Annotated in this window: 1 protein-coding gene; it reads left to right on the top strand. The window is 67.5% G+C overall.

What is annotated here, in order from left to right:
- Nucleotides 1-4: 4 nt before the first annotated feature.
- A partial coding sequence (locus BLX41_RS13025) for an NAD(P)/FAD-dependent oxidoreductase (RefSeq protein ID WP_259744816.1) occupies nt 5-1,124 on the top strand: 1,120 nt, incomplete at its 3' end.

The raw sequence follows: 1,124 nt of genomic DNA, 5'->3' as shown, positions 1-1,124 counted from the left end.
GGCTTTGAACAATGTATGTGGCTGGATCGCCCTGGCGGGGGAAACCCCTCAGCGGCCGACACTCAAAGGCGTGCAGAAAACCGACTGGCTGATCATCGGCGGCGGCATTACCGGCCTCTCGGCGGCCCACGCCCTGGCGCGGATGTTTCCCCAGCAGCGCATCGTCCTGCTGGATCGTCAGCGCGCGGCCCAGGGCGCCTCGGCGCGCAATTCGGGGTTTGTGGTCAGCCATGAACTGCCGGGCGTCGACGAACTGATCGACCGTCCTGGATATCCGGCCTACCAAGTCGCCTCGCGGGTGGGTTTCGCCGCCGGCGAGGAGGTGCGCCAGCGTATTGCCGAGCTGGCCATCGAGTGCGAGTTCAGTGATGCCGGCTACCACTTCGCCGTGCATCAGCCCCAGCACCTGCAAGACAGTGCCGCGCGGGTTGCCACCTTGAATGCGGTAGGGGCTCGGGCCTGCTATCTGGAAGGCCCGGCGCTGCAGCAGCGCTTGGGCAGCGCCTTCTATCAGCGGGCAATTCACTGCGCCGGTGGCAACGCCTTGCTGCAGCCGGCCAAGTACGTGAAGGGCCTGCTGCAAGCGTTGCCCGAGCGTGTGAACGTCTATGAAAACAGCCCGGTGGACGACCTGCGACCCGTGCCCGGCGAGGGTTGGCGGGCGCAGACCCGGGAGGGCGAGATCAGGGCGACCCAGGTGCTGGCCTGTGTCGGCGCCTTCCTGCCTCGGGTTGGTGTCAAGCACAGCGGCACCTTTCCCCTGGAACTGAGCGCCAGCATCACTCGGCCGCTGCAGGAACAACCCTGGCAGAGCCTGTTGGACGAGCAGGGCTGGGGCGTGCTTTCCACCCTGCCGGGAGCGGCCACCGTGCGCCTGCTGCCAGGTCGCCGGCTGCTGATGCGCAATACCGTCGAATACCGCCAGCGTGACCTGGGGCCGGCGCAGTTGGCGGTACGCCGCGAGGAACATCTGCGCGGCCTGCAAAAGCGCTTTCCCGGGATCACCGACGCCGACCTGCAATACACCTGGACCGGGCACCTGAGCGGCACCCGCTCCGGCGAACCCTATTTCAGCCGGGTTGCCGAGGGCCTGCACACGGTGGCCGGCTGCAACGGTTCCGGGG

It is taken from the genome of Pseudomonas protegens (assembly GCF_003732485.1).
Classification (GTDB): domain Bacteria; phylum Pseudomonadota; class Gammaproteobacteria; order Pseudomonadales; family Pseudomonadaceae; genus Aquipseudomonas; species Aquipseudomonas protegens_B.
This window is presented reverse-complemented; position numbering and strand designations above follow the sequence as displayed.